This window comes from Rhodocytophaga aerolata (assembly GCF_030503435.1).
Lineage (GTDB): Bacteria > Bacteroidota > Bacteroidia > Cytophagales > 172606-1 > Rhodocytophaga > Rhodocytophaga aerolata.
In genome coordinates, this window is the sequence record NZ_JAUKPO010000001.1 from 554,963 (window position 1) to 581,359 (window position 26,397).

Sequence of the window (26,397 nt, forward strand, 5' to 3'; positions counted from 1 at the left end):
AATTTATTTTACTACAAATGATCCCTGACCAATTAAATAGCCATCTGCATATAATTCTACTGTATGCTTGCCTTCTTTGTAGGGGTTTCCTTTGTCGTAAACAAAGGTTACTTTCTGGCCTGTATTATCAAACAAAATTTCTTGTCTGGCAGTATAAAAAGTTTCTTTCCCCTCTACCATAAAAGTACCTCCACCGGTAGCCAGATCAAACAGAGCTGCACCGTCTGGCTCAATTAAGCGCATATAAATATCTTTCGCTGCAACCTCAGCCACTTTATTTTCGGCCAGGGTGAAAGAGATTTTTATTTTGTCTACTTGTCTGGCTTTATATGCACCTCCATCGCGTTCTTTTCCTTTGTCGTTAATGGCATTAATGGCAAGATTTTCTGTTTTTAATGCAGCAGCAATAGCTACTTTTTCCGCCAGTGCCTGTTTATCACGTTCTATAACCGTGATTGATTCATTCAGTTGGTTAGCTTTGGTTTTTAGTGTGGTATTTTCTGTGAATAACTCCTGATTTACTGTTTTCAGTTTTGCAATTTCTTCATCCTTAGCATTTAACAATGTTTCGTAGTCGGCAACCTTTTCCATCAGGCGGCGGCGTTCGGCATTGCTTGCTGTCCGTAAAGATGCTTTGTCCTTTTCAAGCTGCGCTTTGGCAGCTGTCAATGATTCTACATCCCCACCCAGCCGTTGTACTTCGGCAATTCTCAGGTCAAGTTGCCTGGAAATGGAATCTAACTTAACAGTGTTGGCATCCAGCTCGGCATCTTTCGCCTGGATCACTACGTCCTTTTGCTGGCTTTCCTCTTTGTTTTTAATGTTCAAATAAAGCAAAACTCCATTTAACGCTATCAACACAATAATGAAGATAGTAAGCAATATCTTTCTACTTCCTTGTTTTTCCTGATTCTGATCAGCCATATTAGTTTTAATTATTAATTATAAGGGTATTAGAGTTTGTAAAATTAGTTTTTTATTGAGTGAAAACAAACAATTTACTTGTTGATAATCCATCAAACAAGCCCTACATATGTAAGTTTTTTTTCGTATAGACAAGATATATTGGTTCAGTTATACAGAACTATAGAAAGGTATAGTAGTATATTTTCAATAAAAAATACGCAAAAATCAGATATTCCACTGGTTCAGTGTAGATAACGCATGATGGGCAGTCAGGTCATACATGCAGGGTACTATTGATACATAGTTGTTAGCTAAAGCCCATTCATCGGTATCTTCACCTTTGTCGTGGTTAACAAAATTTCCGGCCATCCAAAAGTAGCGCCGGCCGTTGGGGTCTTTCCGCTGGTCGAATACCTCTTGCCATTTGGCATGAGCTTGCCTGCATATTTTAATGCCTTTTATTTTCTCACTGGACTTAGCCGGAATATTCACATTCAGCGCAATATCTTTGGGTAAGCCAAATTCTAATACCTGTTGGGTAATTTTTTTTACATACTCTTTGGTATGGGAGAAATCAGCCTGCAGGGAATAATCGCATAAAGAAAAACCAATCGCCGGAAAACCTTCAATGGCGCCCTCAATAGCAGCAGACATTGTACCCGAATACAGTACACTGATGGATGAATTGCTGCCATGATTTATTCCACTAACTACCAGGTCTGGAGAGTTGTCTTTTAATACGTAATGTTTGGCCAGTTTTACACAATCGGCCGGTGTACCTGAACATTCATAGGCATCCAGGCCTTCAAAAATAGTGCTTCTGTCCAGGCGCAGCGTGTTCCCTACCGTAATAGCATGCCCCATACCTGATTGCGGACTATCGGGTGCCACAACTATTACGTCGCCTAATTCACACATTACTTCCACTAAGGTTTTTATTCCGCGGGAAGTAATTCCATCATCATTAGAAACGAGGATTAATGGTTTTTTCTTAGCCATTTATTGATTGATTAGTAAATTAATATAGCCCTGTACACCTGAAAGAGTTTTCAAGGCTCAAATATATTTACTCCCTGCAACAATGCCGCAGGATAAGTCTTTTTCCTGTATTATTTTTTTAAAGAATTGTAATAGTTAAGTATTTGTATCAGGTCACGTGTATCATCAAAGCGGAACCGATGGGCATTAATGAACTTCTTTACTTCACTGGATTTATCTCTGAGCAGGTATAACAGGTCTTTTTTGGTTCCATCATAGTTTCTGATTGTTCCATTGGCAAAACCCATAAAATAGTCGCGGCGGATGCGTGTACGCAGATAAGAGTAATTTCCAAACCCTCCATATCCATACTGTGGCACATTTTCAGTAACCAGCCGTTCGCGGGCCAGCAAGCTAACGTCTCCTTCGGTAAGTAATTCAAACAATACCGGCGCTTTGTAATTCGACTCTACGCTATAGGGCAAGGCATAGAACTGACGGTCGGTCATCATATCCGGGTCATAAAAAGTAAAAGCCCAGATTTGCCTGGCAGAATAGGCTTTAATGGCATTTCCTGCATTTATCTGCACCAGGTTATTCTGCAAATCGTAGTGAATATCGCCGCTAAGGGAATCTCCTTCCACCAGAATAAGGCTGCCTCTATACCAGTTATCATTACCGGCACCTGCTTGTGCGTAACCCAGGCCGGTTCCGGCAACTACTAACAACCAAAGCAGTAAACTGATTTTTATACATTCAGGCCCAATTATAGATAGTTGGCTGTTAGTAGTTTGCCTGCTAACTGGTAGCAAAGAGGTAGCTATTCTATTTTTGAAAACAATATGCAACATAGGCTTAGTTAAGCACAGCAGTAAGCATTTACCTTACTGCTGCTCAAGTCCATTATTTGTATACGATACGGCTTTTAAAATGGTATGCCCCATTTTATCCCGTTTAGTTACCAGATACTTCTCATTAAAGGGGTTAGACGGTATTTCGATGGGCACACTTTCTACAATTTCCAGGCCATATCCGATTAATCCGGCTCTTTTTTTCGGGTTATTGGAAATTAATCTGATTTTAGTAATACCTAAATCTCTGAGTATCTGCGCGCCTACACCATAATCGCGTTCGTCCATCTTAAAGCCCAGTTCCAGGTTTGCTTGTACCGTATCGCGGCCCATCTCTTGAAGTTTGTAGGCTCTCAGCTTATTCAATAAACCTATTCCGCGGCCTTCCTGGTTCATATACAATACAACGCCTTTGCCGGCTGCCTCCACCATCTGCATGGCCGTATGCAACTGACCCCCACAATCGCAGCGGCACGACCCAAAAATATCGCCTGTTACACACGAGGAATGTACCCTTACCAACACTGGTTCATCTTTCTCCCAGGTGCCTTTAACCAAGGCCAGGTGCAAGTCACCGGTGTTTTCCTGCCGGTAGGCAATCAAGTCGAAGTGCCCGAAATCGGTAGGCATGTCTACGCCTATCTCCCGTTTAATAAGGCTTTCTTTTTCCAGCCGGTACTCTATCAGGTCTTTAATAGAAACCAATTTTAACCCAAACTTATCGGCTATTTTGCGGAGTTCGGGTAAACGGGCCATCGTGCCGTCTTCATTCAAAATCTCAATGAGTACACCGGCAGGTTTAAAACCGGCTAACCTGGCAAAATCTACGGTAGCCTCCGTGTGTCCGGTGCGCCGTAACACTCCTCCAGCCTTCGCCCGTAACGGAAAAATATGTCCTGGCCTGCCCAGATCTTCAGGGGTAGTAGCCGGATTTACCAGGGCTTGAATAGTTTTTGCCCGGTCGCTGGCAGAAATGCCGGTAGTACAGCCATGGCCCAGCAGGTCTACAGATACAGTAAAGGGTGTTTCATGAATAGCTGTATTGCGGCCTACCATCATCTCTAATCCAAGTTCCGTGCATCTTTCTTCGGTAAGCGGGGCACACATTAACCCTCTGGCTTCCTTAATCATAAAATTGACAATTTCAGGCGTAACTTTTTCAGCGGCGCATACCATATCTCCTTCATTTTCCCTGTCTTCATCATCCACCACGATAATTACTTTGCCTTGCCTGATATCTTCTATGGCATCTTCTATAGAATCTAATCTGATTGATGTTTCCGGATTCATACTAAATAATTTATCTGTAGCTGTAACAAAATTTTTGCAAAAATAAATCTATTCTCCGCTGCGTTTGCCGCCAGACCACAGGTATGTGTATTAAATGAGAATCAAAGGTAGGATTTATAAAGGATTATGACACACTACGGCAAAATGTTATTTTTCAGAACAGTTGCATTTCTTATATTGTAAAAATATACTACTTTGTATGAAATCTGTGTTTTCCCATAGCTTTCTTGTATGCTAAACAAAAAGGCAAAAACATTTCTGATCGAAGAAATTAACCGCTTTACCAGCTATCATAACATACAGCTGGATATGGATGAGAAGGAAGAAGCCTTGGCTATTGAGGAACTGTCCAGATTTTCGCTCAGGAGAAAAAAAGCTATTCTGCTGGAAGCAATTATCTGGAGTGTGGTACTACTAGTAACCGTGCTGGTACTGATTTTCCGCAAAAGGACGTTTGATACAGGCAGTTCTATTACCTTTGCTATACTAATCAGCGGGAGTTTTATGCTTTTACTTAGAGCGATGTATGCCCTGGGCCGCAACCGGAAATTCCGGCTGATAGTAAAAATATTCCGCCTAAACCGGGAAGTAGTAAAGCACAGCTGAAAAATAAATACCTGACAAAAGCTCTTGGCAGTGTGGGTGCGCCATTAGAAGGTAATCCAGCTTCTTTCATACACTGGTTGAATCTTCCACACTTCCAGGGCTACCATTTGCCTGCATGTATAGCGAAAAACTACGCACTTTCAGAGGAACTGACCACTTTCTCTTCGATGGGCTTAAAATAGACTTTAAACATCGTGCCTTTTCCTTGTTCACTCTCTACATCTATTCTGCCGCCATTGTTTTCGATAATCCGCTTCACAATGTACAACCCAATACCGGAGCCCTCTACATGGGTATGCATCCGTTTAAACATGGTAAACAATTTCGACTGTTGGGCAGAACTTAATCCCAGGCCATTATCCTGAACAGATAGCACTACATACGGACTTTCGGTATATGTTTTAACATACAGGTGGACTGGCCTTTCCGGCGATCGGTATTTTATACCATTGGTCAGCAAATTGTACAAAATGCTCCGCAGGTTTCTTTTGGCATACAATATATCAGGTACAGTGTATTCTTCTGTAAAAGTTACCCCCGACTCATGAATCAGCTTTTGAATATCTCTTTTTATATCTTCGGCAATATCTCCAAATGCAATACATTCCAGCTCTTCATTAAAATCTTTCTGCACTTTGGTAATTTCAGTAAGGTCGCGGATAGTATTATTGAACTTGGAGATAGAAGTAGTAATCATGTTGAACAAGTTCAGCTCGTCTTGCCCGATCTTGTCTTTTATTTTTTTGCTGAGAATAGTTATTAAGCCTTCCAAATTAGCAATAGGGCCTTTCAGGTCATGAGAGGCAGTGTATACAAAGTTGTCCAGGTCGTTGTTAATTTTTTTCAGCTCCTGGTTTTTCAACTCCAATTCTACATTTTTATTCACCAGCTCTTCTGTCCGTTCTTTTACCCGTTCTTCCAGTTCATTATTAATAGCCTTTAGCCGTTGTTCCTGGGCCATTAGCTGATGGTTCTTTTTATAAAGATCTATAAAGACCGATACTTTGGCTTTAAGCAGCGCCGGATTAATAGGTTTGAAAATATAATCTACTGCGCCACTTTGGTAGCCTTTGTACATGGTATCTTCCCCGTAATCAAAGGCCGTAATAAAGATAATGGGGATATGCCGTAACTTTTCCCGGTCATAAATTAACGAGGCTGTTTCAAAACCATCCAGATCAGGCATCTGAACATCCATCAGAATTAAGGAGAAGTCCTGTTCTTTTAAAAGAATTTTTAATGCTTGCCTGCCGGAATTGGCCCGAACAAAGGTATAGCCATTCTGCTCCAGCACAGCCTCGATTGAAAACAGGTTGTCTTCCCTGTCATCAACTAGCAGAATCTTTATTTCCGGTCTTGTATCCAATAGATGATTATTTGCTTGCAAGGTGTGAATATAATTTTATATTGGCAAGATACCATATAAGCGCATGGCTCATAATAATTTTCCAAACATTGATATCTGAACAAATAGGTATACTAGTGAAATTACAGCAACTAGGCTTCCTGCCTTAATTAGGTAGCCAACCTGTAAAAAATGCATAGTTAGTACTAAAGATTTAACAGCCTTCATACATCACCTGGGCTTCTATAGCTACGCAACTAATAAATTATCTGAATTCAAAGGTAGCCTTTATCCAGGGTATTAAAAAATTTTAGGTACGCGTTTTACATCTTAGCTGCCATGACTCCCGTCAAGTTTCCCATTTGAGACTGAAAAAACGAAAGACACATACTATACTTACGCAATAAAAGTTAAAGAATGATAAGGAATGGCAGAAAAAAATAACAGACATGTCTATAAAAAAACGATGCATCTGGTATACTGGCTCTTTTTCCTTACATGAACACGCACCATTGACTCATCCTTTGGGTGGTTACCTTTTTTATTCAGCACAATCATTTGTACTTTTGTAGAAGTAAATAGGTGTATAGTATATGGTAAAACCTTCCAGGTCACTTTTGCTGCTGGGATATATTTTGATCATACTGGCAAATGTTACCTTCTTTCTGCCTCCTGAGATCAAGCTTACGGAAACAATTTCGTTCCGCTCTTTTACCCCAGGCAGCATTTTTGAAAAACAGGAAGTGAAATATGCGGATATATCTGACATCACACAGAAATTTAACCAGCCCGATCCACTGGAGTTACCCGAAAAGGCAGCACCGGCTAAGAAAAAAAAGAAAACAAAAGCAGCTGTTGTCAAACAACAGGCGCCCGTAAAACCAGACACGACCGAAGTGCTGGAGACCCGTTACCACATTCAGTTTCCGGAAAAGGCAGATACGGTATTAGATGGTTTTTTTCAGGCATTGCGTAGTTCGCTTCCTTCCAAAGAATTGATCCGGGTGCTGCACTACGGCGATTCGCAGATAGAGGGCGACCGTATTACGTCTTTTCTTAGAAGAAGATTGCAGGAACAATATGGCGGATGCGGCATTGGGCTGATACCAGCCGTAGATGGTTCTGGTACCCGCCTTACCCTGTTGCAACGCGCCGACCGTGCCTGGTCACGGACACTGGCTTTTGGCCCTGATTACAACAAGACTTTACCCGGTTCGTATGGCGTGCTGGGCACCTATTACACTTATACCCCGATCAGGCATCTCAGCCAGATTAAACCTACCAGTGGGCAAAGTTCTTACTCCCGGGAAGAAACAACGACTAACGGCAAATTTGATTTTTCTACGGCGGAACCTGTTTCTTTGGAACTTATGCCTTCTGATATGGCCAAAGGCAGAAGCCGGCAAGTTAAAAATCTTAAACTGCTTTACCGCAATCCCGGGGCGCCTTTTCAATTATCGGTAACAATGGCTGGCGATACGGTTAACAAAAACATAGATTCTTCTGGCAGTTTACGCATATACAAATACCGGCTGAAAAAAGATTTTGAAACGATCCGGCTCTCTTTCAAAAGTAAAAAAAGCCCCGAACTCTATGCCTTGGCCCTGGATTGTAACACTGGCATTGCGGTAGATAATATCCCCTTCCGCGGCAGCTCTGGCACCGAATTTATCCGCATGAATAAAAACCTGCTGAAACAGCAGCTAAAGGAGTTAAATGTAAAGTTTATTATTCTGCAATTCGGTGTAAACATTGTGCCCTACCTCACCAGCAATTTCAGCTTCTATGAAGAGCAGCTCTATAACCAGCTGGAACTGCTAAAATCAGTGGCTCCGGAGGTAAGCATTCTGGTGGTAGGGGTGTCGGATATGTCGCGTAAAGAGGGAGAAGATTATGTGTCGTATCCCAATATTGAGCCCATCAGGGATGCACAACGCCGGGCAGCTTTTAAAGCAGGGTGTGCTTTCTGGGATCTGTACGAAGCTATGGGTGGAAAAAACTCGATGCCTAGCTGGGTGTTTGCCGAGCCGCCGCTGGCCAATAAAGATTTTACCCATTTTACGCCCAAAGGAGCCAGACTAGTTTCTGAAATGTTATACAAAGCCTTGATGATGGCCTATGAAGAGAAGAACAGAATTTAGACTATTGTTAAGTTTAGCCATATTGTCAGGCTTTGCCTTTACTACCCTACACAGCAGTTACAGCAACACGCATCCGTATTCTATCTATCCTTTTATCAAAACAGATAAAAACCGTATCAGGCAATATGCTTCTGCCGGATTACACCATTTTTATATGGCTTTAGATTCCGTAGCTAAAGGTCACCGGCAGCAGGTACGGGTAGTTCATATCGGCGATTCGCATATACAGGCTGATATTTTTAGTGGGCGGGTAAGGGAGCTTTTTTATAAAGATAGCTTAATTGGTAACGCCGGCCGCGGCTTTGTATTCCCTTATGCTGCTGTGCGCACCAACAATCCGGTAACAATTAAAACAAGCTATACCGGACAATGGACTGGCTGCCGCAATGTAGAGAAAAGCAAAACGTGTAACTGGGGCCTCTCCGGCATTACTGCCAGTACGAGTGATTCATCCGCTACCTTTACTATTAATCCCAACGCGTATCCGGAGTATATTTATCCCATTAGCCGCATTAAAATCTTTTATGATGTAGCTGACTCTACGTTTTTTTCAGTAAATCTGCTAACAGAAGCAGATCGCATTGTTTCCAGAGAGGTTAATACCCAGGGCTTTGTAGAATATGTATTGAAAGCCCCCCTAGATCAGATAACTATTGGCCTGGAGAAAACGCATCCTGCTCAAACAGGTTTTACGTTGCAAGGACTTACTTTCGAGAGTGGCAACCGGGGCATGCAATACCATTCCATTGGCATTAACGGTGCTGAGGTAGCTTCTTTTTTACGTACCACCCTGGAGCCCAATCTGCATGTGCTTAACCCAGATCTGGTAATTGTTTCTCTGGGCACCAATGACGCCTATATGGCTACCTTTGATGAAAAGGGCTTTAAGCGTAACTATGGCACCCTTATACAACGCATAAGAAAAGCTGCGCCACAAGCCTCTATCTTGCTCACAACACCTGGAGACAGTTACCGTTCCCGCAAATACACCAATTACAACAATGCAAAAGCTACTCAGCAGATACTGGACCTGGCAGAAGAAACCGGCTGTGGCGTATGGAATTTTTATGAAATCATGGGTGGGTTGCGGTCTATTAACCAATGGTATGCCAGTGGGCTTGCTTCTAAAGACAAAATTCATCTGACAAAAAAAGGGTATGTCCTGCAAGGCGAGTTGTTGTATGAGGCTTTACTACGTGATTATACTACTTACACAGCCAAACATAGCAAGATTACGGTGAAAAATCCGGAATGAGGAGATATATGTTTACTTAATCCAACCACCTACTTATAGTTAAACTTACACGTAACTCTTTGGAAACCTTACGCAACATATTAAGCTATAATGAAAAAAGCCCGCTGATTTTTACAGACTCATTGTTCTGGGTATTTTTTGCAGGTGTCATGCTCATCTATCAGTTTCTGTACACCAAACAGAAATTGCGGAATATGTTTCTGTTAGTGTTCAGCCTGTTTTTTTACTACAAGTCCAGTGGCTTTTACTTTGTGCTGCTTTTGTTCACTACCGTGGTAGATTATTATCTGGGCTGGAAAATATATAATGCCCCGGAAAAAACCCAGAAGAAGTGGTATATCGTTCTCAGTTTGTTCATTAATCTGGGCTTGCTAGGCTATTTTAAATATGCCTATTTTCTGGCTGATATTATCAATAATACTGCTGGTACGCAACTAACTCCGGTAAACTACATGGCTCACTGGACCAATGTAGTAACTGGCAGTTCCATTGACATTGCCAGTATTATTTTGCCTGTAGGGATTTCTTTTTACACGTTTCAGAGCATTAGTTACTGCATTGATATTTACCGCAATCAAATCCGGCCGGTCGACAACATCCTGGATTATGCTTTTTTTGTAAGTTTTTTTCCTCAACTGGTGGCCGGTCCCATTGTGCGGGCTTCTGAATTTGTGCCACAGATTTATAAACCCTATCAGCTAAAAGATGAAGAATACACCCATGCCATATTCCTGATCTTAAACGGCCTGGTGAAGAAAATACTTATTTCTGACTACATCTCTACCAACTTTGTAGACCGGGTGTTTGTAAGCCCTACCAGTTACACAGGTTTTGAAAACCTGATGAGTGTATATGGGTATGCCATCCAGATCTATTGCGACTTCTCCGGATATACCGATATTGCCATCGGCCTGGCCTTGCTGCTGGGGTTCCGGCTGAACATTAACTTTAATTCTCCCTACCAGGCTGTAAATATTACCGACTTTTGGCGCAGGTGGCACATTTCGCTTTCTTCCTGGCTGCGTGATTATTTATATATTTCTCTGGGTGGCAATAGAAAAGGTAAATTCCGCACATACCTGCATTTGCTGCTTACCATGCTACTGGGCGGCTTATGGCATGGAGCACATATAAAATATATTATATGGGGAGCTTTACACGGCCTGGGGCTGGCTTTTCACAAATTCTGGATGGAAGTACGGGGTACCAAAGGCCAAAAGAGCCGTGGCTGGAATAAGTTTGCTGCACAGCTTGTTACCTTCCATTTTGTGGCCTTCTGCTGGATATTTTTCCGGGCTGAAAACCTGGAAATAGCCAAACAGGTAATGACGCAGATTGCTACTAACTTCCAGGCGCAATTAATTCCGCAAATTTTATTCTCCTACAAAGCGGTGTTTGGGTTGATGCTGCTGGGATATATTGTCCATTTCACGCCCAAAGGTCTAAAAGAGTATCTGGAAGAATATTTGGGGTATGCCCCCGATATTGCCAAAGCTTTTATCATTGTAGCCATTATTCTCTGTCTATACCAGGTAAAAACATCTGCCTTACAGCCTTTTATCTACTTTCAGTTCTAATTTATTCCTCTACCAGAGAACTGGTTAAGTCCTTGGTTAGAGCGGCTGGTAGAGTTGTTTATTTTCTTCCAAGGTTTTCTCCTTTTCTTCCTGCTTCAGTTGAATAATGTAGGAGGTTAACAAGCCAAGTCCGCCGAATAACAATACCATAGAGAAATAGGCTATTTCTTCCCGTATAGAGATGTTTACTTCCAGAATATTGCCTACCAACAATCCAATGCTGATGCCAATGGCCAGTAATGCCAAACGCAGGGTACCAATAGCACTTACTCGGCGCCGTTTAGTGCCAAAGTCAATGCCTTTGTTGATCATAGCCATGCGTTCATCGTTTTCAAACTTCCGCAGGAACACGATCATCGTAAATGCACCCAAGGATATTAAAATAGGAATGAGAATTTCCATAATTGTAACGTTTTTGTTTTATAGTGTATTTGCCTATAGGATACCAGGATCAGCTGACAGGTTACAGGCAGGTGAAAGAATTTTATAGTATTTTTTGCTAACTAAGGAAGGTTGGTCAGTTAAGCGTGCTATACAAGCTTTCCAACAAATAACTATTTTTCCATCGCTACAAAACACCTATTTTTCTTCAGCCTGTTTTATATTTTTCCTATCTTCGGCATTGATCAATTATGTACCTGCCAGTAGGAAATTTCTATGACACAAGCACCCACGCAGACTCAGCAATATGTACTAATCGCGTATGATGGCACCGATGCCGATGCCTTGAACCGCCGGATGGCTGCCCGCCCAGCACACCTGGAAAATACCCGTAAACTGAAAGCCGATGGCCATTTTATTGAAGGAGGTGCCATGCTAGATGAAAATGGCCGTATGACGGGTTCTGTGGTAATTGTTGCCTTTCCCTCCCGTGAAGAACTGGATACGTGGCTGCACAATGACCCCTATGTAACAGGCAATGTATGGCAGAAAATAGAAATAAAACCTTTCCGCTGTGTACAGTTGTAAAGTAAACCACTGATCTGTATCAATGCGACTAATTAAATGCGGGTGGCTTTGCAGCATGTATTTAATTATGCAAGCCGGTATAAACAATTACTCACCTGGTATACCACCTCAAATAAAACCGCATCTAACAGAATTTATAGCACAAGCCAAACAAAGGGGGATTGTACTAGATACTACTAGGCTTGTTATTACATTTGTAGATTATCTACAAGACAGAGAAGGAAATGCAGTCAATGGTAAATATATACGTCAGTATTTGCCATTCAGGCAAGATATAATACAACTGGATACAACAGCTTACTGGTGGTCAAATCTTTATGCAAGAGAAAAAGTTATTTTCCACGAATTAGGACATTGTCTGCTCAGGCGGGAGCATCGATTTGACACTTTTCCTGGAAATTTACCTAAAAGCATCATGGGTGTTACAAAAATACCCACTTATGAACTCACCCCTCTATATAGAACATATTATATGAATGAGTTGTTTAATCCAGAAACACCCGCACCTTGCTGGACTGAAAAGTTTGGGTGTGTGAATTAACATGCAGTAAACGGGAAATGATATTGAGTAATTTAAACCTGCATTTCTGGCACCTCTCCTTCTATTATCAACTTACCTTCGGTAGCTTGTTTAATATCCTCAACAGAAACCCCAAGTGCCCGCTCCACTAGTTTAAAGCCTCCTTCGGGCAACACATCTAGTACAGCTAGTTCAGTTACTATTTTTTTTACACACCTGAGCCCGGTAATAGGCAAGGTGCATTGCTTTAATAATTTAGAAGCACCAGATTTGCTCACATGCTGCATGGCTACAATAATATTCTCTGCAGAAGCCACCAGGTCCATGGCGCCGCCCATGCCTTTTACCATCTTTCCTGGAATTTTCCAGTTAGCAATATCTCCGTTTTCCGAAACTTCCATAGCCCCCAGAATAGTCAGGTGAATGTGGCCACCGCGGATCATGGCAAAACTTTCGGCAGAGCTGAATAAGGAAGAGCCAGGCAGCATGGTTACCGTCTGTTTTCCGGCATTAATCAAATCCGGGTCTACTTCGTTCTCCAGGGGAAAAGGTCCAATTCCCAGAAGCCCATTCTCTGATTGAAGCACGACATTGATGCCTTCCGGAATGTAATTGGCTACCAGTGTAGGAATGCCGATGCCTAAGTTCACATACATGCCTTCTTTCAGTTCTTTGGATATTCGCTTGGCTATTCCGTGTTTGTCTAACATAATTCAATTTGAAAGTGTGAAAATTTAAAAATGTGGAAATGAAATGATTACCTTGCTTTGGATGTAATAATGATTTTTGAAATTATCCTTTTCATTTCCTGGAGTTTATTTAACAATGGCTCAGATTCAGGATAGTTCCTGGCAAATTTGCAAAGCAACAACCAATATTCTGATTCATCTGCTTCTTTTGCTGCTATTTTAAATTTATGAATAAAATCTATTTTGCTTTCTGCATTTTGCGCCTCCCGGATGTTAGCTCCTATGGAAGTTCTACTTTTTAATATCTGATTGGCTATCACATATTTCCGTTTTTCCTCCAGCAATTCTGTGAACTCTATTATATCTAATGCAAACTCAAAGCTCAACTTAACAATTATGTTCTCCTTTTCTCATCCATAGTATTATGTGAATAGTAAAGTAAATTTACTTGGTCAACTCCTTTTTCAGCTTAAACAGTCAGTACTAACATAGAAATTAGTTATGTTATACACTTACTACCTCCTCTCACGCTACCTCACCCATCCATTTTCAAACTTCCACATTTCCAAATTTTCAAATTTACCTCCTTACCGTCCGTTGTTCGATGCGTTTCTCATAGTGTTGGCCCTGGAAAATGCGGTGCACAAATACACCTGGCGTATGAATGGCATTCGGGTCTAATTGTCCGGCAGGGACGAGTTCTTCTACCTCGGCAATGGTAATTTTTCCGGCAGTAGCCATCATCGGGTTAAAATTGCGGGCCGTTCCTTTGTAGATCAGGTTGCCGGCCGTGTCTCCTTTCCAGGCTTTAACAATGGCAAAATCCGCTTTCAGCCAGGTTTCCATCAGGTACATTTTCCCATGAAACTCCCTGGATTCTTTGCCCTGGGCTACTTCTGTACCATAGCCGGCAGGCGTGAAAAAAGCCGGAATGCCAGCCCCGCCTGCCCGGATACGTTCGGCCAGTGTACCTTGCGGAATGAGTTCTACTTCCAGTTCGCCGGATAGTAGTTGCCGTTCAAATTCTTCATTTTCGCCGACATACGACGAAATCATTTTTTTTACCTGTCGTTGCTTGAGCAGTAGCCCAATACCAAAGTCGTCTACTCCGGCATTGTTAGAAATACAGGTGAGGTTTCTTACGCCTTTCTTCAGCAATGCCGCAATACAGTTTTCCGGAATGCCACACAAGCCAAAACCGCCCAGCATTAAGGTAGCGCCATCGGGAATGTCTGCTACCGCGTTGTCCGCATTTTCTATCACTTTATTGATCATATGTTTTTTACGTCTGTTGATTGGTTGAACTAAACCTGTATGGTTTTAAAAACCTCATCGATTTTTATTTCTCAATACAATTAATTATAGTTTTAGTACAAATCAAACATAAATCAAGCACAAATCCATTTCCCTTTCTTATTTTCTTCTCACCATGCCACCCTATACTCTCACAGATGTATGCAGACAGCCTGCCTCTTGCGTGAATAGCTCAGGATGAGCTGTTGCCGTATTATTTCCACATCCTGGTATACTTCTATACAAAGGTCTGCGTGTTTTATATCAAAAGAAGCATTAGTTTTGCATTCTGATGTAGGAGAATGGCCTGCAAAAATGTACGGAAAAGGTAATAAGCAGGCTACATGATTTACATATAAGCTACAATCGAAAGTCAATTTTACAGATATAGCTTAAGTAACCATTTGCACATCAGCACATTTCCAAATTTGCACATTTATTTACGTATGGAGCTATCAAAAACCTATAATCCGCAAGCGGTAGAAGACAAATGGTACCAGTACTGGCTGGATCAAAAATTTTTCGCATCTAAACCCAACCCTGCCAAAGAACCTTTTACTATAGTAATTCCTCCGCCAAACGTGACTGGCGTACTGCACATGGGCCACATGCTGAACAATACCATTCAGGATGTACTGATCCGCAAAGCCCGGATGGAAGGCAAAGAAGCTTGCTGGGTTCCTGGTACCGACCATGCCTCTATTGCTACCGAAGCCCGGGTTGTGGCCATGCTAAAGGAAAGAGGTATTGATAAAAAATCTATCAGCCGCGAAGAGTTTTTGAAATATGCCTGGGAATGGAAAGAAAAATACGGCGGCATTATCCTACAACAGCTGAAAAAACTAGGTGCCTCCTGCGACTGGGACCGTACCCGTTTTACGATGGAAGATGTAATGACCGAGGCAGTAATAGGTGTATTTGTAGACTTATACAACAAAGGACATATTTACCGGGGCATCCGAATGGTAAACTGGGACCCGCAAGGCAAAACTGCCCTGTCTGACGAAGAAGTAATTACCAAAGAGGTTAATTCTAAACTCTATTATATAAAATATCCGTTAGCAGACAATACCAATACTTTTGTTACCATTGCTACTACCCGTCCGGAAACCATTATGGCCGATACGGCGGTTTGTATCAACCCGAATGATGAACGGTATACGCATCTGCATGGCAAAAAAGTATTGATTCCACTGCTGAAAAAAGAAATACCCATTATTCAGGATGAGTATGTAACCATGGAGTTTGGAACCGGCTGCCTGAAAGTTACCCCTGCGCACGATTTGAATGACTACGAACTCGGGTTGAAACATAAACTTCCGGTAGTAGATATTTTGAATGACGACGGCACATTGAATGAAAATGCCCAAATCTATGTAGGCTTAGACCGCTTCGCTGTTCGTAAACAAATTGCTGCGGACCTGGAAACTGCCGGACTTATAGAAAAAGTAGAAGAGTACAAAAGCAATATCGGTTATTCGGAACGGACCAATGCGGTAATAGAGCCAAAATTATCGCTGCAATGGTTTTTGAAGCTGAGTGAAATTTCCGGCCCTGCTCTGGAGAATGTAATGAACGACACTATCAAACTCCATCCGCCCAAGTTCAAAAATATGTACCGCAGCTGGATGGAAAATGTAAAAGACTGGTGTGTTTCCCGGCAACTGTGGTGGGGGCAACGGATACCGGCCTATTACCTGCCCAATGGAGAATATGTGGTAGCCAAAACGAAAGAAGAAGCCTTGCAACAAGCGCAGTTAACGTATAGTCTGCCAAATCTAAAACCGGAGGATTTGAGGCAAGACGAAGATGTACTGGATACCTGGTTTTCTTCCTGGCTATGGCCAATCTCGGTGTTCGACGGGTTCAAAAATCCGGATAACGAAGATATTAAATACTACTATCCAACCAACGATCTGGTTTCTGCCCCTGAGATTCTCTTCTTCTGGATTGCCAGAATGATTATTGCCGGCTATGAATACCGTGGCGAAAAACCATTCCGCAATGTGTATCTGACCGGGATTGTACGCGACAAGCTGGGCCGGAAAATGTCTAAATCTCTAGGTAATTCACCGGAGCCCATGGAATTAATTGAGCAATATGGGGCCGATGGCGTTCGTACCGGAATGCTATTCAGTTCACCTGCCGGTAACGACCTGCCTTTTGATGAAAAACTGTGTGAACAAGGCCGGAATTTCAGCAATAAAATATGGAATGCCCTGCGTCTGGTAAAAGGATGGGAGGTAAAACCCGAAGAAAACCTAACAGGTTTAAATGGCAACCACGTAGCTATTGAATGGTTTGAATCCAGGTTTAACCAGGCCTTGCTGGAAATTGAAGATCATTTTTCCAAATACCGTATCTCGGATGCCTTGCTGAGTATGTACAAACTAATCTGGGACGATTTCTGCTCCTGGTACCTGGAAATGGTAAAACCGCCGTATCAGCAACCCATCGATAAAGCTACCTATGAGGCAACAGTTGACTTCTTTGAGCGGGTAATGAAGCTGGCGCATCCGTTTATGCCATTTATTACCGAAGAAGTTTGGCACTTGCTAAGAGACCGGCCCGAAGGAGATTGTATTATTGTTGCCACATGGCCAACAGCAGGGAAGGTAGATGAAACAAGCATTGCCCAGGCTAGTGTAGTTTTTGAAGTGATAACCCAGGTCCGTAATATCCGCAATAGCAAAGGGATTTCTCCTAAAACCGCTTTTGAACTGCTGATTAAAACAGAGAATCCAGAAATATATACCAGGTTTAGCAATAGCATTCAGAAAATAGCCAATGTTTCTGCTATCCGTTTTGTACAGGAAAAAGCCTCTGGTGCGACCAGCTTTTTAGTGAAAGGCGATGAATTTTTTGTACCAATGGAAGAAGAACTGGATGTAGAGAAAGAGATTGAGAAAACCTGGAAAGATCTGGAATATGCCAGGGGCTTCCACGATTCAGTAGCTAAAAAACTATCCAACGAACGCTTTGTTAGTAACGCACCGGAGAAAGTACTGGCCAACGAAAGGCAGAAACTGGCAGATGCCGAAGCGAAAATTAAAGCGTTGGAAGAAACACTGGGAAGATTGCAGGACCTTAAAAACAGATAAGGCTAATACGTCTTTTCTGTTTTATATCGGTTCTTACCCTATTTCAAAAAATACATCCCAGATGTGTATACTATAAAGGCGATAATATAAACTGCTCATTTCCATACCTTTACTACCGTACGTTGTAACATTCTAAGGCTTGTTCCGTATAGGAGAATGTAAATAAAATGTTGTACTAAAACCACTTAAAGTTATGAATGCATATGATAATAATATGAATAATGACTCTAACCGCATGTTCGACAGGTCAACGGAGTGGAGAGCAAAAGGAAATTGGAATGAAATGAAAGGTAAAATGCGTCAGCAGTACGCCGACCTAACTGACGATGATATGGAATATGCCGAAGGAAAACAGGAAGAATGGTATGGAAAACTTGCTAAGAAACTAGGCCGTACAGTAGACGATGTAAAAAATTGGGTAGCTAACCTATAATACCAACAACAACTAAAAACCAATTCTTGTAAAACGGTTCCGTCCATAAAAAGGCGGAGCCGTTTTTTTATGCCCTAAGCCATCCAACATATTTTGCTACTTCTCTCTTGACTGGCATTATTTATTTTACTATAATTATGATATCAAAATGATATTAAAATTTTACAAATATGATAAAAGAAACTACTGTAAGGCCATTATCAGCATATATAATGTTGGTGGTATGTTTATTTATATTGGCATTTGCCATATTGATACCAGCGTTTAGCCTGCTGGGCAGCAAAGGGCTTAGTGTAATTGGCGGCCTGGTGGTAGGCTTTATTTTCCTGTTCACCTGTGCCGGCTTCTTTATCATCAACCCGAATGAATCAAAAGTGCTTATTCTGTTTGGGGAATACAAAGGCACCGTAAAAGACTATGGCTTTTTCTGGGCTAATCCGTTTATGGTAAAGAAGAATGTGTCGTTACGGGCCCGGAACCTGAATGGATCTACTTTAAAGGTGAATGATAAACTGGGCAATCCTATTGAAATAGCCGCCGTTATTGTATGGCAGGTGAGAGATACAGCTAAAGCCATTCTGGAGGTAGACGACTATCAGCAATTTGTAGTAATACAAAGCGAAGCAGCCGTACGTCATCTGGCCAACACCTTTCCCTACGACACCTTCGACGACGATCATGAACCGGGCTTAACCCTACGTGCAGGAGCCGAAAAAGTAAACGAACTATTGGAGTTAGAACTCAACGAACGGCTGGCCAGAGCAGGAATATTTGTGTTAGAAGCCAGAATCAGCCATTTGGCTTATGCTTCTGAAATTGCCGGAGCTATGTTGCAACGCCAGCAGGCTATAGCTGTAGTAGCTGCCCGGCGCCAGATTGTAGAAGGGGCTGTAGGGATGGTAGAAATGGCTCTGGACAGGCTTTCAGAAAAGCAAATTGTAAACCTGGACGAAGAACGGAAAGCAGCAATGGTAAGTAATTTATTAGTAGTTCTTTGTGGAGAAAAGGCCGTACATCCCATACTCAATGCCGGCACTCTCCATCATTAACATAGGCTTAAACCTGTTAGGTTTTTAGAACCTAACAGGTTTCTCTATTTTGAAGCAAGTTAGTAATCCATTTGTTAAAAGGCACTGGTAGTCCCGGATTGTTCACTGTGTTGAGCATATTTGCTCAACATACATCTTACCCAAGGAGAGCATAGTGCCTTTATTAACCCGATGAATAAAGCCAATGGCGCAGAAGAAATCATTTGTATTGCGGATCAATCCTGAAACCTTACGGGAGCTGGAAAAATGGGCAGAAGACGAATTCAGGAGTGTAAATGGCCAGATAGAATACCTGTTAATGAGAGCACTGAAAGAAAATGGACGTGAACCAAAAAGCAATAGGGAGCAAGAAAAAAGCAATCCTGAAAATGAAGATACGTAAATTCAGCCGGTAGATTCATAAAAGCCGCTGTTTTGCCCCGTTCTATCATCCAATAGGTAAGCTTATTTTGCTGGGCACTTCTCATCCCATAGCACTAGATATGTCAGCCATGCCCATAATAAATGGCACAAATGATGGACTGCCTACGGTAGAAGAGAGGATGCAATTCAAGGAAAATTTGCCCCTTCACACAACTTTAACTGTCTTACAGAAAGTGTCAGAATCCGGTAAAGGGTATTTTCAGCAGGCTTACTTATAGTTTGTAGCTGAGTAAGTAAGGTACCTGAGTTGTAGCAGGCGAATCTGTGAAAAACTCCTCCAATAACCGGGAAATAATTTTATGTCCGTCAATAGGCAAAGCCAGCATATCTGGGTGTACTGCCTTCAGAAAATGGATGATGCCTGCTTCATAGGTATACTCTTCTACAACATGGAGCTGATAGTTAATCAGAGAATAAGAGTTAGCCAGTTCCCGCATGGTATTCATTACCTGGATAACTGGCTGGCGATGAAAATACCGGTTAATGTGTAGTAAATGCAATTTAAACATGAAAATGCGCTGTAACTGGGCTAATAAAGTAACTAAAGGTTGTGGCCCCTCTTCGCCATCTGTTACAAAAACCACTGTGTTGAGAGCAGCCGTTTTGGGTGAATGAGCCACCGTTAATACCGGACAGTGTGTCTGTAGCAATAAGGTTTCTATTTCAGGGTGCAAAGGCAATTCATGGGCAGCACAAGCGCCTTTTGTACCTTCCGCAAAATCATCCATCATAAATTCACAAGCACTACCACTTGATTGCTTATGTTCTGCTTTCATGGCTAGTTTATATTTACCTCTCACAAAAGCTGCGTCTATCACCATAAGATCTGCTTCCAGGCAAGGAAACCTGGTTCTGTGTGTTTTCTGAGCCTGGCTAGTGGTTCTATTTACATCTGCAGATGCCAGCCGGTAATCAGCTTCTGAAAGGGGCAACGCTTCTATTTTCTCGATAAATCCACCGTATTGTTCAGCAAGCGCAAAGGCTTCATTTTCTAACGGATATACGTGTACGTCTGCTGGCATTTTTGATGCTAAACAGGTAGCAAACTTGAAAGCAGAAGCAGCATTATGCGTGGGGCTGGTGGGCACATAAATTGTTTTCATATAGACGAGTTTGGCTGCAAAGACAGGTGATAGTAAAAATTTACTAAAGCTACCTTTTATTCAAAGCAAATCAGCTGAGGAACCTTAGCTGCAAAGATGATCTTGCTCATAGAAGGCCATTTGCGAGGAATTAATACCTGCGAAAAGCAGATTAACAAAATGTCTGATAAAGCTGCCAGGTAGGGCTAACTCTTTTTTGTAATTACCGTTTGTAGGTATACACATAAACCTTAACCTTATACAACTATGGCCTCTACCAGCGAAAACATTGTGGATACCCTACAAGAGCTAACAGAATTTATTAACGACCGTCGGGAAGGATACGAAAGAGCAGTAAGAGAAAGCAAAAACTCTGAATTTCAAGCCTATTACCGCCGGCTTTCCAGCCAGAGTGCTGATTTTGCCAATGAACTCAACAGCCATATCCGCAGCTACGGCGGCGATCCGGAAAGAGATACTACTATTAAAGGAAAATTTTACAGACAATGGATGGACGTAAAAGCCGCCTTTACCGGCAGCGATGAAAAAGCCATTATTGATTCAAATATTTATGGAGAAGAATGGGCATTAAAAGCCTATGACGATGCCCTGAACAGTGGCACACTTCCTCCTGAAATCCGCCAGGCGATCGACAAGCAAAAAGCAGCTTCGTTGAAGGCGTATAATGAGTTGAAAAACATGAAAGATCTGGGAGATTCTTACCGGTACAATACCAACAATAACTCAACAGATAGCGACAGCAACAGCTTCAACAATCTGAATACACCCGGGTTTTCTGCCACCGGTGATGCCGCTTTATAAGTAAGTAACCTATAATTAACTAGTGAGGGGTAAAGCTTGTATCTGTCTTCGGATGATACAAGCTTTTTAGTTTATACATCCAAGTATCTTATTCCTGCTTATACACTACCCCATTCTTCATCACAAAAGTTACTTGCTGCAAAGTGCGGATGTTTTGTAAGGGATTGTCATTTACCGCTACTATATCTGCCATCTTTCCAGCTTCCACACTGCCAAGTTGATCTTTCACCCCTAATAGCTCTGCCGCCACTACCGTAGCAGATTGAATGGCAGCCATGGGCGGCATACCGGCCTCTACCATATACTCAAATTCGGCTCCGTTACGTCCATGACGGAATACCCCGGCATCTGTACCAAAAGCTATTTTTACACCTGCTTTATAAGCTTTGCCAAAAGTAGCCTGCAACTGTGGCCCAATGGACAGGGCTTTCGGTACAATCACCGCCGGGTAGTAATTAGGAATTTTAGCGGAGTCGGCCACGGTTCTTCCGGCTGTGATGGTGGGCACATAATAGGTACCCATTTTTTTCATCAGTGCCATAGTTTCATCATCCATCAACGTGCCATGCTCAATAGAGGTTACTCCTGCCCGCACAGCCCGTTTCATGCCTTCTGCTCCATGGGCATGAGCAGCTACTTTATACCCATAATCTTTAGCTGTTTCTACAATAGCCCGGATCTCTTCTTCTGTAAACTGTGGACTGGAACCATCTTTTGCCACACTTAATACCCCACCAGTAGCCGTAATCTTAATCAGGTCTGAGCCATCTTTATACCGTTGCCGGACTGCTTTCCGGCAGTCATCCGGACCATTAACAACGCCTTCTGCAGGGCCTGGGTCGCCCATCAGGTCTTTGCGGTAGCCATTGGTTGGGTCGGCATGGCCGCCAGTGGTAGCAATGGATTTTCCAGCAGTATAAATTCTTGGTCCTATGGCAATGCCTTTGTTAATCGCATTCCGCAGTGATACATTTACCCCACTACCGCCCATGTCCCGCACCGTCGTGAAGCCTGCCAGCAAGGTAGTTTGTGCATAGACCGCAGCTTCATAGGCTCTATCGGCTGTATTCATGGTAAAATTATCCAGGTAGCGGTTTTTGTTTGTTTCCGATTCCAGATGCACATGGCAATCGATAAAGCCTGGCATCACGGTTTTCGTTTTCAGGTCTATTACCTTGTCAGTAGTCGCCGGATTTGTGTAGCCTTTATCTACGCGTACAATTTTATTGCCTTGCACCACAATGGTTGCTTCTGATTGTACTTGATTTTGAAGACCATCTATTAATCGGCCACAATAAATAAGCGTTTGCTGAGCAGAAACAGCCGGAGAATACAACAGCAGTAAAACAAACAGGAGTTGGTAAATTCTTTTCAGGTACAGGTGTGTCATACAGGAGTAAGGAAAATACTATGCTTTTGAATTGATAGATTATTGGAATGTAAACAATTAACTGGAGTGGTCGGCAACAATGAGCCATTTACCTTGCATTTTCCGCATAAGCAAGCTGAAATGGCCATTGGCATCCCCCTTCTGCGGACGGGTTAGAAAAAACTTTCCTATCACAAAGGCAGCATCTGGACTGATCAGATCCACACTGAGGATTTCAAACCGTAAGGTACCTCTGGAAGCTGCGTCCGGGTAATTTTTTAGGTATCTATCCAAAGTGTTTTGCCAGCCATAAACGATTCCATTTTTACCAATAAACTTCAAGGAATCGGATTTCCAGTAGGTTTGCATAAACCCTGGTATGTCGCCTTTGTTCCAGCTGCTTATTTGTGTTTCTAATACCTGTGCTATGGCTTGTTTATCTGTAGAGGTTTGAGCAAAGCTACTTTGCCCAAACCACAGGAAGAGTAATAAGAAAATAGAATACTTCATAAGAGAAGGAAATGAAAGAGTAAAGAAATCAGTATCGAATTTTCTTGTGCACTATGTTTGAATGAGCTTTTCTTTTCTCTGGACAAAATACCTTCCTAGTTCCTCCGCTGAAAGAGCATTAAAGGTCATTTGCCTGGGCAGACCACCTTTGCGGGCTACATACAGGCCATAAACCATATCATGATACCCATCTTTTTCATGTGCATCCGGATTAATACTAATCATTACTCCTTTTTCCAACGCATACGGCAGCCAGTGCCAGTCCATATCCAGCCGCCAGGGATTGGCATTTATTTCAATTACTACGCCATTAGCTGCACAAGCATCAATTACCTTTTTATGGTTGATCGGATAGCCTTCCCGGCGCAACAAAAGTCTGCCAGTAGGATGCCCCAGGATAGTAGTGTAAGGATTTTCTACGGCTTTAATTAACCGTTGTGTAGCTTTTTGCTCATCCATCTTGAGGCCGGAATGCACAGAGGCCACAATAAAATCGAAACTTGCTAATACCGTAGGTTCATAATCCAGTGAACCATCGTGCAGAATATCGGACTCTATGCCTTTAAAAATGCGGAAAGGCGCTAATTTCTTATTCAGGCGGTCTATTTCTTCGTGCTGTTTGCGTACTCTTTCTTCATACAATCCGTTGGCATAAAAAGCAGATTTAGAGTGATCGGAAATGCCCAGGTACTCAAAGCCCAGTTCTTTGCAATAAACAGCCATTTCCTCCAGCGTATGCTTGCCATCACTGTAGGTAGAATGGTTATGTAAAATACCTTTTAAGTGCTCATACTGCACTAAATCTTTCAATTTATCCTGCTTAGCCAGGTCAAACTCATGTAATCCTTCGCGGAGTTCGGGGATAATATAGGGCAAGCCCGCTGCCTGATAAATAGCTTCTTCCGAATCAAAGGAATGGCTTTTGGCTATCTGCAAGAGGTTTTTACCGGAAGCATCTGTATAACATAAATGAGCAGGAACTGCCGTATGAATAAATGCCTGATTGATGAATCTATTTGAGGGGGCCATAATGAACTCTACAGCCAGTCCACTTGCTTCCAGTTTACCCCGCCAGGCAAAAGGCGACGATGTTTTCTGATTTTTTTCTACTTCTGGTAAGCTGTCCAGCAAGGCATGTACCTCCGATGGTTTATCGGTAGCCACTACCAGTTGCAGTAGTTCTACAATATCCGTTTTGCGGGCCATTTGCCCGGTAATGGCCGCCTGCCAGCCCTTCGATTTCAATAGATTCAGCAGGTCTGCAGCAACTGGTTCGGCACTGGCATAGTGGAGTTTGCCAACAGCTGCCTGATTGAATAATAAGGCTTGTTTAATGTTTTCCTGCGTCTTTTCGCCGAAGCCTTTCAGTTTAGCTACCTGGTTGTTCTCACAAGCTTCCAGCAGTGCATCGGTAGATTCCAGGCCCAGTTCTTTCCACAAGGTGCGGATTTTTTTCGGACCTATTCCTTTTAACCGCATCATTTCCAGTACACCTGGCGGCGTTATGGCCAGCAAATTATCCAGCTCTTCAAAGCTACCTTGTTCATTCAGGGAATGTATTTTCTGGGCAATACTTTTGCCGATTCCCTCCTGGCTGGCTAGTTTATCTACAGGCATGCCTGCCAGGTCTATATCTAACTTTTCCAGGGCAAATACGGCATTGGTGTACGAGCGGATCTTGAATTGATTTTCTTCGTGCAACTCCATTAGTTGAGCGGCCAGCTTTAAAGCACGTATGATAGCTGAATTTTCCAAAGGTGATTTTATTTTTGATTTGCGAGGTAAAAATATACAGAATTTGGTTTAAGCTTTGCACTATTGCGTATAATTATCTGCAGGATATTTTCCTCAAAAAAACAGATGTCAATGTATATGTTCGTACAAACCATAAGAATACTAGGTTGTTGGATGGTGCTGGTAATTAGCTTAACAGCTCAGCAATGCAAACAGGAGATAAATCCGGCTTTTTTGTATCAGCAGTGGACTCACCTGCACGAAGAAGACGCCGAAGGTATAGAAGTATACCGCAACAAAAAATATAGCTTTCCGGTATCCCGCGGCCGCAAAGGATTTGAATTCCGTAAAGATGGCACCTTTATTCAATCAGATATTGGTCCGGTAGATGTAAATGTACAGACAACCGGCAAATGGGAAAAAGCGGGAGACCGGGAAGTAAAAATCACCCTGCGAGACGGACAACCATCTTCCTACAGAATGGAAATTGTGGACTTATCGAAAGATATGCTGAAGGTGAGGCGGATAGATTCAAAGTAATTTATGTTGGTAGATCAGCTTTGCAGGACAGATTGTACACGGCTTCTTCTCTAGTCAGGTAGTATTAAAGTTGCCTGAGTCTTTGCATGTCATAGAAATTATGTTTATGATAGTAGGAAAACACAACTCTATCTTATTAACATGCAAAAACGCATTCTGCTTGTCCTTGCTTTCATTCTTTCTGTTGGCTGGTATGCTTACGCCCAGACTAAACCTACTACCTACGTTATTGTACATGGAGCCTGGGGTGGAAGCTGGGCCTTCAAAAAGACAGATTCTCTATTAACAGCTCAAGGCCACACTGTTTACCGCCCGTCTCTTACTGGCCAGGGGGAACGCGTGCATCTGGCTTCTGAGTCGGTAAACCTGAGCACCCACATCAACGATGTAGTCAACACGATTCTTTTCGAAGAGCTTAAAGATATTGTTTTAGTTGGCCACAGCTATGGCGGCATGGTGATTACTGGTGTAGCCGACCGGGTGCCAGACCGTATCCGGAAACTCATTTATCTGGATGCCTTTGTGCCTAATGATGGCGAAAGTGTAAAATCCATTCAAGGGCCTGGCTTTGAACGGATGATGGCTATGAGTAAAGACGGCATGCTGGTGCCCCCATGGGTGAAAGCAGATCAGCCGTATCCAAGAGATGTACCTCACCCATTAAATACCCTGACTGAACCTCTTTCGCTGAAAAATGCAGCAGCCAAAAAACTACCTGCCGTATATATTCTCACGGTAGATCCTGGCAAAAAGCCTGAAGAAGATAGCTTTTTTACTTCCTCTCAGCGGGCTAAGCAAAAAGGCTGGAAAGTACTGGAGATGAGTGCCGACCACAATCCTCAATGGTCTAAAGTAGAAGAACTTGCCCAGTTACTGAATGCCAATAAATAAGCATACGTATTTTCTAACCCCAA

Annotated in this window: 26 protein-coding genes; 13 read left to right on the forward strand and 13 right to left on the reverse strand. The window is 42.4% G+C overall.

What is annotated here, in order from left to right:
• Window positions 1-3 precede the first annotated feature (3 nt).
• The 4 genes from Q0590_RS02180 to Q0590_RS02195 form a co-directional block, all read right to left on the reverse strand.
• Window positions 4-924, reverse strand: coding sequence for a DUF8428 domain-containing protein (locus tag Q0590_RS02180; RefSeq protein WP_302035835.1), 921 nt, complete (start codon window positions 922-924; stop codon window positions 4-6).
• A gap of 207 nt (window positions 925-1,131) precedes the next feature.
• The gene (gene surE, locus Q0590_RS02185) at window positions 1,132-1,905 is read right to left on the reverse strand and encodes a 5'/3'-nucleotidase SurE (protein WP_302035836.1); all 774 of its coding nucleotides are present in this window, start codon (window positions 1,903-1,905) and stop codon (window positions 1,132-1,134) included.
• Between the two features lie 110 nt (window positions 1,906-2,015).
• Window positions 2,016-2,735 (reverse strand): hypothetical protein, encoded by a 720-nt coding sequence (locus Q0590_RS02190; protein WP_302035837.1) that lies wholly within the window; start codon window positions 2,733-2,735, stop codon window positions 2,016-2,018.
• 33 nt (window positions 2,736-2,768) lie between these two features.
• Window positions 2,769-4,025: a bifunctional 3,4-dihydroxy-2-butanone-4-phosphate synthase/GTP cyclohydrolase II gene (locus Q0590_RS02195; RefSeq protein ID WP_302035838.1), complete on the reverse strand. Its 1,257-nt coding sequence runs from the start codon at window positions 4,023-4,025 to the stop codon at window positions 2,769-2,771.
• Window positions 4,026-4,256: 231 nt separating this feature from the next.
• Here Q0590_RS02195 and Q0590_RS02200 point away from each other — a divergent pair, with 231 nt between their 5' ends.
• The gene (locus tag Q0590_RS02200; RefSeq protein WP_302035839.1) at window positions 4,257-4,631 is read left to right on the forward strand and encodes a hypothetical protein; all 375 of its coding nucleotides are present in this window, start codon (window positions 4,257-4,259) and stop codon (window positions 4,629-4,631) included.
• A 130-nt stretch (window positions 4,632-4,761) separates the two neighbouring features.
• On the opposite strand, the gene Q0590_RS02205 is transcribed toward Q0590_RS02200, so the two are convergent.
• Complete coding sequence (locus Q0590_RS02205) at window positions 4,762-5,997, reverse strand: sensor histidine kinase (protein WP_302035840.1); 1,236 nt, start codon at window positions 5,995-5,997, stop codon at window positions 4,762-4,764.
• Window positions 5,998-6,569: 572 nt separating this feature from the next.
• Here Q0590_RS02205 and Q0590_RS02210 point away from each other — a divergent pair.
• Genes Q0590_RS02210 through Q0590_RS02220 form a run of 3 tightly spaced genes read left to right on the forward strand, consistent with a single transcriptional unit; the run spans window position 6,570 to window position 10,949 of the window.
• Window positions 6,570-8,117, forward strand: coding sequence for a GDSL-type esterase/lipase family protein (locus Q0590_RS02210; RefSeq protein WP_302035841.1), 1,548 nt, complete (start codon window positions 6,570-6,572; stop codon window positions 8,115-8,117).
• Window positions 8,095-9,372: a GDSL-type esterase/lipase family protein gene (locus tag Q0590_RS02215; protein WP_302035842.1), complete on the forward strand. Its 1,278-nt coding sequence runs from the start codon at window positions 8,095-8,097 to the stop codon at window positions 9,370-9,372. The genes Q0590_RS02210 and Q0590_RS02215 overlap by 23 nt, the downstream gene beginning before the upstream one ends.
• Window positions 9,373-9,431: 59 nt before the next feature.
• Window positions 9,432-10,949, forward strand: coding sequence for an MBOAT family O-acyltransferase (locus Q0590_RS02220; protein WP_302035843.1), 1,518 nt, complete (start codon window positions 9,432-9,434; stop codon window positions 10,947-10,949).
• A 36-nt stretch (window positions 10,950-10,985) separates the two neighbouring features.
• Here the strand turns inward: Q0590_RS02220 and Q0590_RS02225 are convergent, their stop codons facing one another.
• A complete protein-coding gene (locus tag Q0590_RS02225) occupies window positions 10,986-11,351 on the reverse strand; it encodes a DUF6249 domain-containing protein (RefSeq protein WP_302035844.1) in 366 nt (121 codons plus the stop codon).
• Window positions 11,352-11,606: 255 nt separating this feature from the next.
• Here Q0590_RS02225 and Q0590_RS02230 point away from each other — a divergent pair, with 255 nt between their 5' ends.
• Entirely contained in the window at window positions 11,607-11,918 is a 312-nt protein-coding gene (locus Q0590_RS02230; RefSeq protein WP_302035845.1) for a YciI family protein, read from the forward strand.
• A gap of 67 nt (window positions 11,919-11,985) precedes the next feature.
• The gene (locus Q0590_RS02235) at window positions 11,986-12,459 is read left to right on the forward strand and encodes a hypothetical protein (protein ID WP_302035846.1); all 474 of its coding nucleotides are present in this window, start codon (window positions 11,986-11,988) and stop codon (window positions 12,457-12,459) included.
• A gap of 32 nt (window positions 12,460-12,491) precedes the next feature.
• Here the strand turns inward: Q0590_RS02235 and Q0590_RS02240 are convergent, their stop codons facing one another.
• The 3 genes from Q0590_RS02240 to Q0590_RS02250 form a co-directional block, all read right to left on the reverse strand.
• Complete coding sequence (locus tag Q0590_RS02240) at window positions 12,492-13,148, reverse strand: 3-oxoacid CoA-transferase subunit B (RefSeq protein WP_302035847.1); 657 nt, start codon at window positions 13,146-13,148, stop codon at window positions 12,492-12,494.
• A 47-nt stretch (window positions 13,149-13,195) separates the two neighbouring features.
• Window positions 13,196-13,525, reverse strand: a complete 330-nt coding sequence (locus Q0590_RS02245; protein ID WP_302036277.1) for a four helix bundle protein — start codon at window positions 13,523-13,525, stop codon at window positions 13,196-13,198.
• Between the two features lie 181 nt (window positions 13,526-13,706).
• Window positions 13,707-14,402: a CoA transferase subunit A gene (locus Q0590_RS02250; protein WP_302035848.1), complete on the reverse strand. Its 696-nt coding sequence runs from the start codon at window positions 14,400-14,402 to the stop codon at window positions 13,707-13,709.
• A gap of 464 nt (window positions 14,403-14,866) precedes the next feature.
• Here Q0590_RS02250 and Q0590_RS02255 point away from each other — a divergent pair, with 464 nt between their 5' ends.
• From Q0590_RS02255 to Q0590_RS02270, 4 genes are all read left to right on the forward strand, one after another.
• Window positions 14,867-17,521 carry a valine--tRNA ligase gene (locus Q0590_RS02255; protein ID WP_302035849.1) on the forward strand — a complete coding sequence of 885 codons (2,655 nt, stop codon included), beginning with the start codon at window positions 14,867-14,869 and terminating at the stop codon, window positions 17,519-17,521.
• 193 nt (window positions 17,522-17,714) lie between these two features.
• A complete protein-coding gene (locus tag Q0590_RS02260) occupies window positions 17,715-17,954 on the forward strand; it encodes a CsbD family protein (protein WP_366970290.1) in 240 nt (79 codons plus the stop codon).
• Window positions 17,955-18,124: 170 nt separating this feature from the next.
• A complete protein-coding gene (locus Q0590_RS02265; protein ID WP_302035850.1) occupies window positions 18,125-19,003 on the forward strand; it encodes an SPFH domain-containing protein in 879 nt (292 codons plus the stop codon).
• Window positions 19,004-19,187: 184 nt separating this feature from the next.
• Window positions 19,188-19,385: a type II toxin-antitoxin system antitoxin gene (locus tag Q0590_RS02270; RefSeq protein WP_302035851.1), complete on the forward strand. Its 198-nt coding sequence runs from the start codon at window positions 19,188-19,190 to the stop codon at window positions 19,383-19,385.
• A gap of 253 nt (window positions 19,386-19,638) precedes the next feature.
• On the opposite strand, the gene Q0590_RS02275 is transcribed toward Q0590_RS02270, so the two are convergent.
• Window positions 19,639-20,529, reverse strand: coding sequence for a hypothetical protein (locus tag Q0590_RS02275; RefSeq protein ID WP_302035852.1), 891 nt, complete (start codon window positions 20,527-20,529; stop codon window positions 19,639-19,641).
• 246 nt (window positions 20,530-20,775) lie between these two features.
• On the opposite strand from Q0590_RS02275, the gene Q0590_RS02280 reads away from it, so the two are divergent.
• Window positions 20,776-21,330, forward strand: coding sequence for a ferritin-like domain-containing protein (locus Q0590_RS02280; protein WP_302035853.1), 555 nt, complete (start codon window positions 20,776-20,778; stop codon window positions 21,328-21,330).
• A gap of 88 nt (window positions 21,331-21,418) precedes the next feature.
• On the opposite strand, the gene Q0590_RS02285 is transcribed toward Q0590_RS02280, so the two are convergent.
• The 3 genes from Q0590_RS02285 to Q0590_RS02295 form a co-directional block, all read right to left on the reverse strand.
• The gene (locus Q0590_RS02285) at window positions 21,419-22,705 is read right to left on the reverse strand and encodes a metal-dependent hydrolase family protein (protein WP_302036279.1); all 1,287 of its coding nucleotides are present in this window, start codon (window positions 22,703-22,705) and stop codon (window positions 21,419-21,421) included.
• A gap of 72 nt (window positions 22,706-22,777) precedes the next feature.
• A complete protein-coding gene (locus Q0590_RS02290) occupies window positions 22,778-23,209 on the reverse strand; it encodes a YybH family protein (RefSeq protein WP_302035854.1) in 432 nt (143 codons plus the stop codon).
• 51 nt (window positions 23,210-23,260) lie between these two features.
• Window positions 23,261-24,964: a helix-hairpin-helix domain-containing protein gene (locus Q0590_RS02295; protein ID WP_302035855.1), complete on the reverse strand. Its 1,704-nt coding sequence runs from the start codon at window positions 24,962-24,964 to the stop codon at window positions 23,261-23,263.
• A 117-nt stretch (window positions 24,965-25,081) separates the two neighbouring features.
• On the opposite strand from Q0590_RS02295, the gene Q0590_RS02300 reads away from it, so the two are divergent.
• Together Q0590_RS02300 and Q0590_RS02305 are read left to right on the forward strand one after the other, a co-directional pair.
• Window positions 25,082-25,483, forward strand: a complete 402-nt coding sequence (locus Q0590_RS02300; RefSeq protein ID WP_302035856.1) for a hypothetical protein — start codon at window positions 25,082-25,084, stop codon at window positions 25,481-25,483.
• A 141-nt stretch (window positions 25,484-25,624) separates the two neighbouring features.
• A complete protein-coding gene (locus Q0590_RS02305; protein ID WP_302035857.1) occupies window positions 25,625-26,374 on the forward strand; it encodes an alpha/beta fold hydrolase in 750 nt (249 codons plus the stop codon).
• Window positions 26,375-26,397: the final 23 nt, after the last annotated feature.